Here is a 13602-nt window from a genome sequence, read left to right as displayed (position 1 = left end):
TTAATCTTTAGTGATGATTCTACCTTCACCAAAAAGCCCTGGTGTTAGATTTGTGGTTTGCACTTCAGCATAAACTTTTCTTGTTTTTACTTCTATACTTGGATAAATAAGGCTAATTTTTCCTTTCAATTCTGTACCATTTTGATCGATTTTATAAAAGAAATCATCGCCTAATCTAACTTTATCTTTATATTTTTCATCAAAACTTAAAATCAGTTTGCTTTGTGGATAGGAAAAAATTTCTATTAAAGGTTGAGCTACTCCTCCTACTCCTTCGCCCACTTGTATAAATTTGTTTGCGATAATAGCATCATAAGGTGCGCGTAATTCTTTTTTTGCCATGATATTTTTATAATAAGCTATATTGATTTTTGCTTTGTTTAAATTTAAATTAGCAGCATCAAACTTAGCTTTCATATCTTCATAGCTTTGTTTGTCTATAACATTTTCTACAGCTTTGATTTTTTGCATCCTACTTTTGGTATTTTCGTATTCTACAAGGGCAAGTTGATAAGAATTTTGAGCATTTTGAAGAGCTATTTTTTCACTTTCTTGATCAAGAGCAAGTAAAAGTTCTCCTTTGTTGACTTTTTGTCCAATTTCTACAGGAATTTTTTGAACTAAACCTATGCTTTCAAGGGCAAGTTTGCTTTGTTTTGATGCTTCTACATTGAAACTTGCGTAAATTTCTTCGCCAAAGGCGCAATTAAAAGCAAGAAGTAAAAATAGAATTTTTTTCATTCTTTAACCTTTGAATTAAGATCTATACCTGCATTAAAATAATAATTTGCTTTAGTAATTTCAAATTCATTTTTAGCAAGCTCTAAATCGCTTTGTGCTTTAAATTTAGCCTCTAAAGCTTGAAGATATTCCACATAAGAAACAAGTCCTGCTTGGTATTTTTTATCTACACTTTCAAAAGCTAAATTTGCAGCATTTAAGCTAAGATTAAGAGCTAAAATTTGTTCTTGTAAAACTTTTAAACTTTTGTCTAAATAATTTAATTCTTCTTTATTTTTTCTCTCACTAAACCTTGCGTTTGCATTGGCTATTTGAACGTTTAAACGCTCTTTTTCAACTTCTTTAGCCCTTGCATTGAAATCAAAAATTTTCCATTCCATACCTAAAATAAACTGATTACCTTGAGAATATTTTTCTAAGAATTGATCTGCTAAGTTTACAAAAGGAGCTGGAACTTTTGGATTATAATTGTTTTTATAAAAGTTAAAATTATCTTGAATATAAAATTTTGGAAAATATTCAGCTTTTGCTAAATTTACACTTTCTTTAGCAAGATTGATTTGTTCTTTAGCTATCATTACTTCATAGTTTTGACTTTTTTCTTGTTGCGGATTTTCTAAAAAAGCATTCCCTTGCACTTTAAAATCTGTATCGCTTAAAATTTTAATCTCTTTTTGTATATTGGCAAGTTTTAATTCATTTTGACTGAGCTCTAATAAGCTTAAATGATATTTGGCTTTAATGCTTTCAAGTTCATCTTTAGGGCTAAGTCCTGCATCGTAAAATTTTTGCAATCTTTCAAAAGTTGATTTTAAAAAAGCTATTTTTTGTTGATTGGCTAGTAAAATTTTTTCAAGACTTAAGGTATTAAAATAAAGTGTGATTGCATTTAGGGCAAGGTAATTTTTATTTTGTTCTTTGTCTAAAAGGCTTAATTTTTCTTTGCTTTCTAAAGCTCTTAAATTAGCCTCTCTAGCACCCCCATCAAAAAGTAAAAAATTAAGAGAAACTTTAGCAAATAAACTTTCTTGTGGATCGATAATGAAGCGATCTTTATTGTTGGCTACATAAGCTGAGTTTAGACTAAGAGAGGGTAGGTAATTTCTAAAAGCTTGTTCTTTGTCCAAATTTGCTTGTTCGCTTTGCATTTGTTTAATGAGATAGGATTCGTTATTTTGACTTAGTGCTATAAATTCGTGCAAATTAGAAGCTAACATTGCTAAGGGATAAAGAGCTAAAAATATAGCTGATTTTAAATATTTTTCAAACATTTGATATTTTAGTATGCTTTATATAAATTTCAATTGAAGTTTTTTATATAAAATAAAATTTATTTGTTTTAAACATAAATTTTGTTAAAATCCTAGCTTTAAAATTTTATATTTAGGATGAAATTTTGTCGGTAAAAAATATTAGAAATTTTTCTATTATAGCTCATATAGATCATGGAAAATCTACTCTTGCAGATAGGATTATTAGCGAGTGTGGTGCTATTAGTGATAGGCAGATGAGTTCACAAGTTATGGATACTATGGATATAGAAAAAGAGCGTGGTATCACTATAAAAGCACAATCGGTGCGTTTAAATTATAAATTTAATAATGAAAATTTTGTTTTAAATCTTATTGATACTCCTGGCCATGTGGATTTTTCTTATGAAGTGAGTCGTTCTTTGGCAAGTTGTGAAGGGGCTTTACTTGTAGTAGATGCTTCTCAAGGTGTTGAAGCACAGACTATAGCTAATGTTTATATAGCGCTTGAAAATAATCTTGAAATCATTCCCGTGATTAATAAAATCGATTTACCTAATGCTGATGTTGAAAAAGTCAAGCATGAAATCGAGCATATTATAGGCATAGATTGTAAAGACGCCGTTTGCGTGAGTGCAAAAACAGGAGTGGGTATAAAAGAGCTTATAGAAACAATTATTACTAAAATCCCTACACCAAAAACAGATGATGAAGCTCCTACTAAGGCTTTAATTTATGATTCTTGGTTTGATAATTATTTGGGTGCTTTGGCTTTGGTTAGGATTTACGAGGGAAGTATAGCTAAAAACGATGAAGTTTTAGTCATGAGTACAGATAAAAAACATATAGTTCAAGATCTTTTTTATCCCCACCCTTTAAGTCCAATTAAAACTCAATCTTTACAATCAGGTGAAGTAGGCGTGGTGGTTTTAGGGCTTAAAACTGTAGGCGATGTACAAGTAGGCGATACTATTACTTTAGTAAAAAACAAAGCTAAAGAAGCCATAGGCGGTTTTGAAAAGGCTAAAGCTTTTGTGTTCGCAGGACTTTATCCTATAGAAACGGATAAATTTGAAGATTTAAGAGATGCTTTGGATAAGCTAAAGCTTAACGATAGTTCTATTACCTATGAGCCTGAAACTTCTTTGGCTTTAGGCTTTGGCTTTAGGGTAGGGTTTTTAGGACTTTTACACATGGAAGTGATTAAAGAAAGGCTTGAGAGAGAATTTAATCTTGATTTGATTGCTACAGCTCCAACTGTGACTTATGAAATTTATCAAACCGATGGAGAGCTTGTTAAAATTCAAAATCCTAGCGAACTTCCTCCTGTTAATAAAATCGATCATATAAAAGAGCCTTATGTTAAAGCCACTATCATTACTCCAAGTGAATTTTTAGGGAATTTAATCACTCTTTTAAATCGCAAAAGAGGAGTGCAGGTTAAAATGGACTATATCACACCTGAGCGTGTTTTGCTAGAATATGATGTACCTTTAAATGAGATTGTGATGGATTTTTATGATAAATTAAAGTCCTTAACAAAAGGCTATGCGAGTTTTGATTATGAACCTATAGAATTTAGAGTAGGGGATTTGGTAAAACTTGATATTAAAGTGGCGGGTGAAAATGTTGATGCGCTAAGCATTATCGTGCCTAATGAGAAAGCACAAAGTAAAGGAAGAGAGCTTGTTAGCGCTATGAAAGAAATAGTTCCTAGACAGCTTTTTGAAGTGGCCATTCAAGCAAGTATTGGAAATAAAATCATCGCAAGGGAGACTGTTAAATCCATGGGTAAAAATGTGACAGCAAAATGCTATGGTGGGGATATTACTAGAAAAAGAAAGCTTTTAGAAAAGCAAAAAGAAGGTAAAAAAAGAATGAAAGCTATAGGTAAGGTAAATTTACCTCAAGAAGCTTTTTTGAGTGTTTTAAAGATAGATTGATGATAAATTTAAAACTTGGCTTGAAATTTGCTTGTATTTTTAATACAATTTTAAAATAATTTTCTAAGGAGAAAAAATGTTTAAAAAATTTTTGATTTTTATAGTGCCTATTTTATTTTTGAGTGCTTGTGCAACTAAACAAGATACTTTTGCTCAAGTTAATCAAATTTCTAAAAATTCTCAATGCAGTTCTTGTGAAAGTCCTGATGGCTTTGAAGCAAAGATTAAAGGGCTTTTATACATTAGCGATGTTGGAATTCAATGTTGTGCCAATAAACGCACTTTAGACACTGGTATTGCTTTAAAAAAGGTTTATTTGCATAGATTTTATGATTTAAAAGAAGGACAAAAAGTTTTAAATGCTAAAGGGAAAAAGTTATTTGTTGATGTGAATTTTAATGCGGTATTTTATACTTATTTAAAACAAGAACTTGAAGCTAGAGGAATAGTTGTGCTTGACAATAACGATCAAAATTCACCTTATGTGAGTAAGATTGATTTAGAATTTATATCTTATGGAGCAACTCAAGATACTACAGGATTACATTCAAAACTAGTAGGAGTTTTACAAGTTAGCGATATAAACAAAAATAAGAAATTTACAATCCGCACCAAGCAAGATGTACAAGGTTTCGATGATCTAAAAGAAACAACTTTTTATACTCATTTGTTAATAAAACAAATGGCAAATAAAGCAGCTAGTTTAATCTCTGAACTTTGAGGTGTATAAATTGCGGAGCTTTTGCTCTGCTTTGCTTTTGTGATTTATGTGAGCTAGAGCTTTCTGAATTTTCCTTAAATGTAAGAAAGCTTGATAATAATTTCAAAGTCTATTCTTTTTATAAATACCATGAGATACAACACTTGCTTCACTCTAAACATTATTTTTATGGTTATTTCGTTTATAAAATGCTTGCTAAATTAAGTTTTGCAAAATTTAAAGATTTTTTTGATCCTAGAATGACAATTAATGTTATAGCTTTAGATGATAAGGTTGAAGATATGCTTTATTCACATTCTGCTATTTTAGCTAGATATCTTAAAACAAAATTTGTAAAACCTGTTTTTAATGTTTTAAAAGCACAAAATCATATTAAATATTCCGGAAAAAGTTTAGAATTTCGTCAAAAACATAAAAGAAATTACAAACTCTTAAAAACCATTCACGAACCTGTAATTTTAGTAGATGATATTGTAACAACTGGTTCTAGCCTTTTGGAAGCTAAAAAAGTTTTAGAAGAAAATAAAATTTCTGTACTTTTTGCTCTTGTTTTAGCTGATGCAAAAGTTTAATATGCTATAATCAAAACTTTGAACTAATAGAAGGATTTTTATGGAGAATATTTTTAGCAAAGATTCTGATATTGAACTTGTAGATATAGAAAATTCTATAAAAAGTAGTTATTTAGACTATTCTATGAGTGTTATTATAGGTCGTGCTTTGCCTGACGCAAGAGATGGTTTAAAGCCTGTTCATAGAAGAATTTTATATGCTATGCAAAATGATGAGGCAAAAAGTAGAACAGATTTTGTCAAATCAGCCCGTATAGTGGGTGCTGTTATAGGTCGTTATCACCCACATGGAGATACAGCAGTTTATGATGCTTTGGTTAGAATGGCTCAAGATTTTTCTATGAGATATCCAAGTATTACAGGACAAGGCAACTTTGGATCTATAGATGGTGATAGCGCCGCTGCGATGCGTTATACTGAAGCAAAAATGAGTAAACTTTCTCATGAGCTTTTAAAAGATATAGATAAAGATACGGTCGATTTTGTTCCAAATTATGATGGTTCAGAAAGTGAACCTGATGTTTTACCTTCTAGGGTTCCAAATTTATTATTAAATGGTTCAAGTGGTATAGCTGTAGGTATGGCAACAAACATCCCGCCTCATAGTTTAAATGAGTTGATAGATGGGCTTTTATATTTGCTTGATAATAAAGATGCAAGCTTAGAAGAGATTATGCAGTTTATTAAAGGTCCAGATTTTCCAACAGGTGGAATAATTTATGGTAAAAAAGGTATTATAGAAGCTTATCGCACAGGGCGTGGTCGTGTGAAAGTGCGAGCTAAAACTCATATTGAAAAAAAGACAAATAAAGATGTTATTGTTATAGATGAGCTTCCTTATCAAACCAATAAAGCTAGGCTTATAGAGCAGATTGCAGAGCTTGTTAAAGAAAAGCAAATTGAAGGAATATCTGAAGTAAGAGATGAGAGTAATAAAGAAGGAATCCGCGTTGTTATAGAGCTTAAACGTGAGGCTATGAGTGAAATTGTTTTAAATAATCTATTTAAATCTACCACTATGGAAAGTACTTTTGGTGTGATTATGTTGGCAATTCACAATAAAGAACCTAAAATTTTCTCTTTGTTGGAACTTTTAAATCTTTTCTTAACTCATAGAAAAACAGTTATTATTAGAAGAACGATTTTTGAACTTCAAAAGGCAAGAGCAAGAGCTCATATTTTAGAAGGTCTTAAAATTGCACTTGATAATATAGATGAAGTGATTGCTTTAATTAAAAATAGTTCTGATAATAATACCGCAAGAGATTCTTTAGTAGCTAAATTTGGTCTTAGTGAGCTTCAAGCCAATGCTATTTTGGATATGAAACTTGGTCGTTTAACAGGACTTGAAAGAGAAAAAATCGAAAATGAACTTGCAGAATTAATGAAAGAAATTGCAAGACTTGAAGAAATTTTAAAAAGTGAAACCTTGCTTGAAAATTTAATTCGCGATGAATTAAAAGAAATTAGAAGTAAATTTGATGTGCCACGTATTACTCAAATTGAAGATGATTACGATGATATTGATATTGAAGATTTGATTCCTAATGAAAATATGGTTGTAACTATCACACATCGTGGTTATATTAAGCGTGTGCCTAGTAAACAATATGAAAAACAAAAACGAGGTGGAAAAGGAAAATTAGCCGTTACGACTTATGATGATGATTTTATAGAAAGTTTCTTTACGGCAAATACACATGATACGCTTATGTTTGTAACAGATCGTGGACAGCTTTATTGGCTTAAAGTTTATAAAATTCCTGAAGGCTCAAGAACGGCTAAAGGAAAAGCAGTGGTAAATCTTATCAATTTACAAGCTGAAGAAAAAATCATGGCTATTATTCCAACCACGGATTTTGATGAGAACAAATCTTTATGTTTCTTTACTAAAAATGGTATTGTAAAGCGTACAAATTTGAGTGAATATCAAAATATCAGAAGTGTAGGAGTTAGAGCGATCAACTTGGATGAAAATGATGAGTTGGTAACTGCTATTATTGTTCAAAGAGATGAAAATGAAATTTTTGCCAGTGGTGGTGAAGAAAATTTAGAAAATCAAGAAATTGAAAATTTAGATGATGAAAATTTTGAAAATGAAGAAAGTGTAAACACACAAGGTAAAATGCTCTTTGCAGTAACCAAAAAAGGTATGTGTATCAAATTCCCACTTGCTAAAGTGCGTGAAATCGGCCGTGTAAGTCGTGGGGTGACCGCTATTAAGTTTAAAGAGAAAAATGACGAATTAGTAGGTGCAGTTGTTATAGAAAATGATGAGCAAGAAATTTTAAGCATAAGTGCAAAAGGTATAGGAAAACGCACCAATGCTGGAGAATATAGATTGCAAAGTAGAGGTGGTAAGGGTGTAATTTGCATGAAACTTACAGAAAAAACCAAAGATCTTATTAGCGTAGTTATAGTAGATGAAACTATGGATTTGATGGCTCTTACAAGTTCAGGCAAGATGATACGTGTTGATATGCAAAGTATTAGAAAAGCAGGGCGTAATACAAGTGGCGTCATCGTTGTTAATGTGGAAAATGACGAGGTGGTTAGCATCGCTAAGTGTCCTAAAGAGGAAAATGATGAGGATGAGTTAAGCGATGAAAACTTTGGTTTAGATTTGTAATAAGTTTAAAGTTGGAACGCTTATTGCTTTTTATTTTACTAATTACAATATTTTGAAGGTGTAAAAATGAAAAAAATTTATTTTATGCTAGCAATAGCAGGAATTTTCGCTGGTTGTGTACCAAGTGCAAACAGTACAACTAAAAATTCAAGTGCAAATAGCACTGCTCCATCTCAAGATGTTATCGTGCAAAAAGTCGACAAAGATGATGTGCGTGATATTATCAGAGAAGAAAAAATGTTAGCTCCAGACGCTAGTGAAACGGAACTTAGTTTTACAGCAGTTGGTGAAGGGATTGCTCCGATGAATACAGTTTCTACTGCTCAAGCCCTAGCTTTAGCAAAAAGAGCAGCGATTACCGATGCTTACAGACAGCTTGCAAGTAAGCTTTATGGTGTGAAAGTGAATGGTAAAGACACTGTAAAAGATGCAATGCTTAGAAGTTCAACTATTACTGCGCAAGTAAATGGTTTGATAAAAAATGCAAGTATTATTGATGAGAATTTTAATCAAGGGCTTTATAGAGTAAACTTAGAACTTAAAATCGATGCAGACAAGTGGAAAGAATTGTTTGCTTATTAATTTTTCTTAGCTTTAAGCTTTTTGCCCAAGATGAATTTATTTTTTGGGCAGAGCTTTCTAGTAAAAATTTCATTCTCTTTCATCAAAATCAAAATTTATCCTTAGCAATGACGCAAAGCGAAAATGTTGAAGAACAATGGGTATGTGAAATTTCTTATAGTGATCAAGATTTAAAAGTTTTACCTCGAACTTCTTTAGGATTAATTGATGATAATATGCTAAAAACAATTAAATTTAATTTTTTAAATTCTCATAAAGATGAGTTAAGTGATTGCTTTATAGGAGCTAAAATCAGTGTTAAGGATATTGTTAATACCGACTTATTACGTGCTCAAAGTGAAACTTATATTAAAATTTTACCTTTGCGTTTTACCGTGGAATTTGGCGAACAAAATGCGATAATTTATTATCTTAAAAAAAAGTAAATTCAAAATTAAGCGCAAATTGGATACTATAGCAGAAATTTTTTAAAAGGCTTAGGATGAATTTAGTCATAGTAGAAGATGATATTAATATGCGCAAATCCTTAGAAATTGCATTAGCAGAGTATGAAGAATTTAATATTAAATCTTATAAATCTGCTACTGAAGCTTTAAAAAAAATAGATGAGAATACAGATTTGATTATTACAGATATTAATATGCCAGGAATTGATGGCATAGAATTTGTTAAAGCCTGTGAAAATAAATATGATTTTATTATTATGACAGGAAATGCTACTTTAAGTCGTGCTATAGAAGCGGTTCGTTTGGGAGTAAAAGATTTTTTAACCAAGCCTTTTGATGTTGATACTTTAGTCGAGGCTATTAAGCGTGCTAAAATCATAAGAGAAAAAACAGCCGATAAAAAAAGCAAAAAAAATGAAAAAAAAGAAGAAAATAAAGATTTTTTTTCAACTTCTCCTAATTTAGAAAAAACATTAAATTTAAGTCAAAAAGCGGCTAAAACTGATGCCTCTGTAATGTTTTTTGGAGAGAGTGGAGTAGGAAAAGAGGTATTTTCTCGTTATATTCACACTCATTCTAAACGCTCTAATAAGCCTTTTGTTGCTATTAATATGGCAGCCATTCCTGCAAATTTGATTGAAAGTGAGCTTTTTGGTTTTGAAAAAGGTGCTTTTACCGATGCCAATGCAACTAAAATAGGGCTTTTTGAAATGGCTAATGAGGGTACTTTGTTTTTAGATGAAATTGGCGAAATGCCTTATGAAATTCAAGCCAAACTTTTAAGAGCTTTGCAAGAAAAAGAAATTACGCGACTTGGAAGTACGAAAAGCATCAAAATAGATGTAAGAATTATCAGTGCAACTAATGCAAATTTAGATGAAAAAATAAAAAATGGCGAATTTCGTTCAGATTTATATTATCGTTTAAACACTGTTCCTATTAATATCCCGCCTTTAAGAGAGCGTAAAGAAGAAATTTTAGGTATAGCTCAAAAGGTTTTAGAAGATACTTGTAAAGAATATGATTTTAAGGAAAAACAGCTCAGCCAAGAAGCTAAAAATGCTTTACTTGAATATGATTTTCCTGGTAATATTAGAGAATTAATATCCGTTGTACAAAGAGCTTGTATTTTAAGTGAAAATGATGAAATTTCAAGTGAAGATTTGTTCTTAGAAGCTAGAAGTATAAAAAAAGATGTAAAGAATTTAGAAAAAGAATTGATTTGTGAAGTTCTTTTAAGTGTAGATTATGACAAGGATCAAGCTTCTCAAATTTTAGGTATGGATATAAAAATTTTAAATGAAAAAATTAAAAAATATCAAATAAAGGATAAGTAATGTCAAAGAAACAAAAAATAGCCATTGTGGGTGCTACTGGTGCGGTTGGGGAAGAGCTTTTAAATGTTTTAGATGAACTTGATTTCCCAGTGGAAAGTATTTTACCTTTAGCAAGTGCAAAAAGTGTAGGTAGTGAAGTAGAATTTAAAGGCAAAGCTTATAAAGTCAAAGAACTTACCGAAAATGTATTTAAAGAAAATCCTATTGATATTGCTTTTTTTAGCGCAGGTGGAAGTGTGAGTGAAAAATATGCTAAATTTGTAGTAGAATCTGGTGCTGTTGTTATTGATAATACAAGTCATTTTAGAATGGAAAAAGATGTTCCTTTGGTGGTTCCTGAATGCAATCCTGAGGATATTAAAGATTGGAAAAAAACAGGGATTATTGCTAATCCAAATTGTTCTACTATACAAATGGTGCAAGTTTTAAAACCTTTAAATGATGCATTTAATTTAAAGCGTGTTGATGTAAGTACCTATCAGGCTGCAAGTGGAGCAGGAAAAGAAGGAATGCAAGAATTGGTTGAAGCTATGCAAAGTTTTTTTGCTTTTAAACTTGATGAATTTGAACCTCAAACTTTTCCTTATACTTTGGCACTTAATCTTATTCCACAAATTGATGTTTTTATGGATAATGATTACACTAAAGAAGAACTTAAAATGATTAATGAAACTCAAAAAATTTTACATAAAAATTTAGAAGTTTCGGCAACTTGTGTAAGAGTGCCTGTTTTAAGAAGTCATAGCGAAGCCATTACTATGCATTTTGAAAAAGAAATAGATGTAAAAAAAGCTAAAGAAATTTTAGAAAAAGCACCAAGTGTTGTTGTCATAGATGATCCTAAAAATAAAAAATACCCTATGCCTTTAATGACTAGTGATACTAATGAAACTTATGTAGGAAGAATTCGCGCTGACATGTATGATAAAAAAATACTCCATCTTTGGTGTGTGGCGGATCAAATTCGTGTAGGTGCTGCAACAAATGCTGTGCGTATTGCGCAAAAATGGTTAGAATTAAAAAATAAATAAGGAAAAAAATGTTAGAGAAAATATTTGAATCTTTACTTGTTAGAAGTCGTATTGTTACAATTTTACCCGTAATTTTTGGTTTAATTGGAGCTTTTGTATTGTTTTTTATTGCAAGTTATGATGTTTTAAAAGTTATATTTTATACTTATAATTATTTTTTTGATGCAGGTTCTAATGTGGATTTGCATGAGGATGTGGTGGCTTTGATTATAGGAGCTGTTGATCTTTATCTTATGGCTTTAGTTTTGTTTATTTTTTCTTTTGGAGTTTATGAGCTTTTTATCAGTGAAATAGAAGAATTTAAACAAACAAAACAAAGCAAGGTTTTAGAGGTGCATAGCTTAGATCAATTAAAAGACAAGCTTGCAAAAGTTATCATTATGGTCTTAGTGGTAAATTTCTTTCAAAGGGTTTTACAGATGAAATTTGCTACTCCTGTGGATATGGCTTTTCTTGCTGGATCGATTTTAGCTCTTTGTGTAGGACTTTATTTTTTACATAAAGGTGGTCATTAACAAGGATTATCTTTTTTTGATATAATCGTTTTTTGTGTTTAAAGAATAAAAATGAAAAAAATGTTTTTAATTGGTATGATTTTAAATCATTTTGTTTTTGCAGCTCCGTTAGATGAAGTCTTTAAAGATATAGAAGTTTCAGGGACTGTTCGTTATCGCTATGATATTAAAAAAGAAAAAAAATACAACAAAAAAACACATAGATATCAAAATAAAACACAAACGGAAATTACAATAAAATAAGGAAAATCATGATTATACGATGGTTGTTTATTAGTTCAATATTTGTTGTTGCGCTTTTTGGTATTAACTTGAAATCATTTTTTACTTATACCTTTGATGCAAATAAGCAATATGATATGGAAAAAGCGAAGGCTTTGTATTTTCAAAATAAATGCAATACTTGCCATGGAGATAATGCTGAAAAGAGTGTTATAGGATCTAGAATTTTAAAAGATATGTCTCCTGAGGATATTAAAGGAGCTTTGATAGGTTATGCTCTTGATAGTAGCAGTTCTACAACAGCTTCTCAAATGGCTTTTTATGCTAGAAATTTAAGCCACGAGGATATAGATAATATTATTGCTTATATTAAAGGTGGAAATTTTGCGCTTGATTTGCAAGTAAAAGACCTTCTTGAAGAAGAACCTGCGCAAAAAACAAAACATAATATATTTCTAAAATAAAATGTAAAAACTATAATTAAAAGGAATGCTATGAAAAAACTAACTTTAACTTTAAGTGTTTTAACTATGGTAAATTGCTTATATGCTAAGGATATTAATATAGGAGTAGTTTTACCTTTAACTGGAACTGTGGCAGCTTATGGGCAAGATGTTTTTAACGGAATTGAACTGGCTAATAAGCTACAACCAAAACTTTCAAATGGAGATGTTATTAAACTTATCACAATAGATACAAAAGGAGATAAGCTTGAAACTTCAAACGGAGTTAATCGTTTAATAGCAACAGATAAAGTCCTTGGGATTATTGGTGAAGCTACAACTCCAAATACTATTCAAGCTATTTCTATAGCAGAAGAGAAAAAAATTCCCCTAATAGCTCCAGTGGCATCTGGAGATAAATTGCTAGATAAAAAGAAATATGCAAGTAGAGTTTGTTTTAAAGACAGTTTTCAAGGAGATAAATTTGCTACTTATGTATCTAAGGATTTAGGGCTTAAAAATGCTGTTATCATCATAGATCAAAGCAATGTTTATTCTTTAGGTTTGGCAAGAGCTTTTGAAAATTCTTTTAAGAATAATGGTGGGAAAATTATAAAAAAACTTGTTATTAATTCAGGAGATAAAGATTTTAGAGCTGTGGTTTCTCAACTTAAGAGTTTAAATCCTGATTTTGTTTATATGCCTATTTATCATCCTGAAGCTGCTTTAATTGCGAGACAAGGAAGACAAATTGGTTTTGATAAACTTTTAGCAGCAGGAGATGGTGTTAATAATCAAACTTTTATAGATCTTGGCGGGAGTGCTGTTAATGGAGTAATTTTCACTGATAGTTTTGATTATAACAATCCATTTACACAATTAGGAAAAGATTTTGTTGCAGCTTATGAGAAAGTTAAAGGAACAAAAGAACTTCCAGCATTTTCGGCTATGGGGGCTGATGCGTATTTTGTAATGTTGAATGCTATGAATGCTTGCGTTGATAATCTTAGCAGTGAATGTATTAATAGCAAAATTCATCAAACTAAAGATTTTCAAGCTGTTGGTGGTGTGATTAGCATAGATGAAAGCGGTAATGCTATTCGTTCTGTTGTGATTAAAGAAATTCAAAATCAAAAACAAAATTATAAAACAATTATAAATCCATAATTA

Annotated in this window: 14 protein-coding genes; 12 read left to right on the top strand and 2 right to left on the bottom strand. The window is 30.7% G+C overall.

Annotation, left to right across the window (positions count from 1 at the left end):
* Positions 1-741 (bottom strand): multidrug efflux RND transporter periplasmic adaptor subunit CmeE, encoded by a 741-nt coding sequence (gene cmeE / locus AJ881_RS01020; protein WP_070282470.1) that lies wholly within the window; start codon positions 739-741, stop codon positions 1-3.
* The gene (gene cmeD / locus AJ881_RS01015) at positions 738-2012 is read right to left on the bottom strand and encodes a multidrug efflux RND transporter outer membrane subunit CmeD (RefSeq protein ID WP_070282472.1); all 1275 of its coding nucleotides are present in this window, start codon (positions 2010-2012) and stop codon (positions 738-740) included. Before cmeD ends, cmeE begins: the two co-directional genes overlap by 4 nt.
* Before the next feature lie 125 nt (positions 2013-2137).
* Here cmeD and lepA point away from each other — a divergent pair, with 125 nt between their 5' ends.
* The 12 genes from lepA to AJ881_RS00955 all read left to right on the top strand — a co-directional run bounded on the left by lepA (position 2138) and on the right by AJ881_RS00955 (position 13599).
* Positions 2138-3934 carry a translation elongation factor 4 gene (lepA, locus tag AJ881_RS01010; RefSeq protein ID WP_070282474.1) on the top strand — a complete coding sequence of 599 codons (1797 nt, stop codon included), beginning with the start codon at positions 2138-2140 and terminating at the stop codon, positions 3932-3934.
* 76 nt (positions 3935-4010) lie between these two features.
* Positions 4011-4655, top strand: coding sequence for an outer membrane lipoprotein MapA (gene mapA, locus AJ881_RS01005; RefSeq protein ID WP_002870582.1), 645 nt, complete (start codon positions 4011-4013; stop codon positions 4653-4655).
* A complete protein-coding gene (locus tag AJ881_RS01000; RefSeq protein WP_002870583.1) occupies positions 4652-5227 on the top strand; it encodes a ComF family protein in 576 nt (191 codons plus the stop codon). The genes mapA and AJ881_RS01000 overlap by 4 nt, the downstream gene beginning before the upstream one ends.
* Positions 5228-5267: 40 nt before the next feature.
* A complete protein-coding gene (gene gyrA, locus AJ881_RS00995; RefSeq protein WP_070282476.1) occupies positions 5268-7856 on the top strand; it encodes a DNA topoisomerase (ATP-hydrolyzing) subunit A in 2589 nt (862 codons plus the stop codon).
* A 66-nt stretch (positions 7857-7922) separates the two neighbouring features.
* Positions 7923-8438 carry a flagellar assembly lipoprotein FlgP gene (gene flgP / locus AJ881_RS00990; protein ID WP_002882646.1) on the top strand — a complete coding sequence of 172 codons (516 nt, stop codon included), beginning with the start codon at positions 7923-7925 and terminating at the stop codon, positions 8436-8438.
* Entirely contained in the window at positions 8414-8863 is a 450-nt protein-coding gene (gene flgQ / locus AJ881_RS00985) for a flagellar assembly protein FlgQ (RefSeq protein ID WP_002882648.1), read from the top strand. The genes flgP and flgQ overlap by 25 nt, the downstream gene beginning before the upstream one ends.
* A gap of 56 nt (positions 8864-8919) precedes the next feature.
* On the top strand, positions 8920-10221 hold the full coding sequence (flgR, locus tag AJ881_RS00980) for a fla regulon two-component system response regulator (protein WP_002867162.1): 1302 nt from the start codon (positions 8920-8922) through the stop codon (positions 10219-10221).
* On the top strand, positions 10221-11252 hold the full coding sequence (locus AJ881_RS00975) for an aspartate-semialdehyde dehydrogenase (protein WP_070247885.1): 1032 nt from the start codon (positions 10221-10223) through the stop codon (positions 11250-11252). Before flgR ends, AJ881_RS00975 begins: the two co-directional genes overlap by 1 nt.
* A gap of 8 nt (positions 11253-11260) precedes the next feature.
* Positions 11261-11767: a YqhA family protein gene (locus tag AJ881_RS00970; protein WP_002852919.1), complete on the top strand. Its 507-nt coding sequence runs from the start codon at positions 11261-11263 to the stop codon at positions 11765-11767.
* 51 nt (positions 11768-11818) lie between these two features.
* Positions 11819-12010, top strand: a complete 192-nt coding sequence (locus AJ881_RS00965; RefSeq protein ID WP_002861753.1) for a mini-MOMP protein — start codon at positions 11819-11821, stop codon at positions 12008-12010.
* A gap of 8 nt (positions 12011-12018) precedes the next feature.
* On the top strand, positions 12019-12453 hold the full coding sequence (locus tag AJ881_RS00960; RefSeq protein WP_070282478.1) for a c-type cytochrome: 435 nt from the start codon (positions 12019-12021) through the stop codon (positions 12451-12453).
* Between the two features lie 30 nt (positions 12454-12483).
* Positions 12484-13599, top strand: a complete 1116-nt coding sequence (locus tag AJ881_RS00955) for an ABC transporter substrate-binding protein (protein WP_070282480.1) — start codon at positions 12484-12486, stop codon at positions 13597-13599.
* The last annotated feature ends 3 nt before the right edge of the window (positions 13600-13602 follow it).

This window comes from Campylobacter sp. BCW_6460 (genome assembly GCF_001762705.1).
In the GTDB taxonomy this organism is placed as follows: Bacteria; Campylobacterota; Campylobacteria; order Campylobacterales; family Campylobacteraceae; genus Campylobacter_D; species Campylobacter_D jejuni.
Note: the sequence above shows the minus strand (reverse complement) of the source record. Positions and strands in the feature narration are given on the sequence as shown.

Bases quoted from the DNA above. Each gene is read 5' to 3' on its own strand.
- AJ881_RS00965 (WP_002861753.1), top strand. From the start codon at position 11,819: ATGAAAAAAATGTTTTTAATTGGTATGATTTTAAATCATTTTGTTTTT.
- cmeD (WP_070282472.1), bottom strand. From the start codon at position 2,012: ATGTTTGAAAAATATTTAAAATCAGCTATATTTTTAGCTCTTTATCCC.
- flgP (WP_002882646.1), top strand. From the start codon at position 7,923: ATGAAAAAAATTTATTTTATGCTAGCAATAGCAGGAATTTTCGCTGGT.
- AJ881_RS00960 (WP_070282478.1), top strand. From the start codon at position 12,019: ATGATTATACGATGGTTGTTTATTAGTTCAATATTTGTTGTTGCGCTT.
- AJ881_RS00955 (WP_070282480.1), top strand. From the start codon at position 12,484: ATGAAAAAACTAACTTTAACTTTAAGTGTTTTAACTATGGTAAATTGC.
- mapA (WP_002870582.1), top strand. From the start codon at position 4,011: ATGTTTAAAAAATTTTTGATTTTTATAGTGCCTATTTTATTTTTGAGT.
- AJ881_RS00975 (WP_070247885.1), top strand. From the start codon at position 10,221: ATGTCAAAGAAACAAAAAATAGCCATTGTGGGTGCTACTGGTGCGGTT.
- flgR (WP_002867162.1), top strand. From the start codon at position 8,920: ATGAATTTAGTCATAGTAGAAGATGATATTAATATGCGCAAATCCTTA.
- cmeE (WP_070282470.1), bottom strand. From the start codon at position 741: ATGAAAAAAATTCTATTTTTACTTCTTGCTTTTAATTGCGCCTTTGGC.
- AJ881_RS00970 (WP_002852919.1), top strand. From the start codon at position 11,261: ATGTTAGAGAAAATATTTGAATCTTTACTTGTTAGAAGTCGTATTGTT.
- gyrA (WP_070282476.1), top strand. From the start codon at position 5,268: ATGGAGAATATTTTTAGCAAAGATTCTGATATTGAACTTGTAGATATA.